This is a genomic window from Marinobacter sp. DSM 26671 (genome assembly GCF_900112835.1).
Lineage (GTDB): Bacteria > Pseudomonadota > Gammaproteobacteria > Pseudomonadales > Oleiphilaceae > Marinobacter > Marinobacter flavimaris.
The window spans coordinates 1-1,679 of the sequence record NZ_FONF01000065.1 but is presented as its reverse complement, the minus strand read 5'-3'; the positions used below and the strand labels follow the sequence as shown (position 1 = coordinate 1,679).

The 1,679-nt window shown below is 55.3% G+C and carries 1 protein-coding gene; it reads left to right on the top strand.

Annotated elements, in window-relative coordinates; all coding sequences use genetic code 11:
• Window positions 1-130: 130 nt before the first annotated feature.
• The gene (locus BM035_RS22140; RefSeq protein WP_092034457.1) at window positions 131-1,471 is read left to right on the top strand and encodes an ISNCY family transposase; all 1,341 of its coding nucleotides are present in this window, start codon (window positions 131-133) and stop codon (window positions 1,469-1,471) included.
• The last annotated feature ends 208 nt before the right edge of the window (window positions 1,472-1,679 follow it).

Sequence of the window (1,679 nt, the reverse complement as noted above, 5' to 3'; positions counted from 1 at the left end):
TAGTGCCCATCCAGAAATTAGCAAGCCTCTGATTTCCAGATAAAATTCTGAGAATAGATAAAAAAATCCTCTTGGCTTTGGTATGTTTTAAGTGCGACCAAAAAACATCAAACAACCAAGAGGATCCAGCATGCGAGAGATCCGCAATGCTCAGGTCAGTATATTCGAACATTACTCGAATCACGAGTATGGCGTCCGACTCCGGAAGCTGTCGGAGGTCCTGGACAGGCAGCCCGAGATTCTTGAGCTGGTGGCGGCAGATTTAATCGATGCTTCCGTTTCAGCCGTTGGGCGATCCGGTCTCAGCGCAGAGACTGTTCTGCGTTGCATGGTATTAAGGCAGCAACTGGGGTTCAGCTATGAACAACTGGCGTTTCATTTGTCGGATTCGGTGACCTACCGAACCTTTGCCCGGTTACCGGCTCACCTGTCGCCCAGCCGGTCCTGCCTGCAGTCCACAATTCGCAGGATCAGGCCGGAGACTCTGGCGCAGGCACACCAGGCAGTGACCCGCAACCTGATCAATCAGGGTGTGATTTCGCTGGATAAACTGCGCATCGACAGTACCGTGGTGGCCAGTCACATCGCCCCACCCAGTGACAGCCAGTTGCTGAATGATGGCGTTCGTGTGATCAGTCGTCTGCTGGCAAAAAGCAAAGCCGAAACCGGAGTGAAGGTCCGCTTTACGGACCAGCGCAAGGCGTCAAAATCACTGGCCTTTCGTATATTCAATGCGAAAAAAGCGATCAAGGATGAACTCTATCCTGATCTTCTGAAGCTTGCACGGCTGGCATTGAAGCAGGCGGACCGCGGACAGCAGCAGGTGACCGAAGGCGGGGCTGGTTCAGCGGCCCAGCAGGCATGGCTGGACGCTCTGGCACACTACAGGGAGCTGACATCGCGGGTGATCGAGCAGACCGAACGTCGTGTCATCCAGGGCGAACGGGTTCCTTCCTCGGACAAGATCGTCAGCCTGTTTGAGTCTCACACCGACATCATCGTCAAGGGATTCCGCGACGTGCAGTATGGTCACAAGATTAACCTGAGCAGTGAAGCGGGGGGCTTTATCACCGCCCTCACCATCGAAGAGGGTAACCCCGGTGACAAGACCCTGTTCTTGCCGGTTCTGGATTACCACCAGTCCGTTCTGGGCAAACTGCCCCGCTCCGTGGTGGCCGATGGCGGCTACGCCAGCCAGGCGAACGTCGCGGCCGGACGTGCCATGGGGCTTAAGCACGTGGTGTTTCACAAACCCGTTGGCGTATCGCTCACTGCAATGGGCGTGAAGTCGAAGACCTTTACAGCCTTGCGCCATTTTCGAGCCGGTATCGAAGGCAACATCTCGGAGCTGAAACGGGCCTTCGGAGCCGCGAAAGCGAAGTGGAAAGGTCACGATGGTTTCAAAGCGTTTGTCTGGGCCTCAGTTCTGAGCTACAACCTGGTGCGGTTGGCCCGACTCGGTCCGGATTAGCCGACCGGTTCCGACTGAACATCTGTAAACAGGGCGCATGAGCAGTCGTGCGGTGCCCGCCCGTGGCTTGAACGCGAGCCAGTCGATCAAATAATGATCACATTTACCAATATTTAGCTGCTTTCATTTTTTTGAAGGCACGCAGCTCAGCCTCCACTCCTGGAGGTGAGCTAAACTGGCTGAAAATGCGGGTTTCTGGATGGGCACT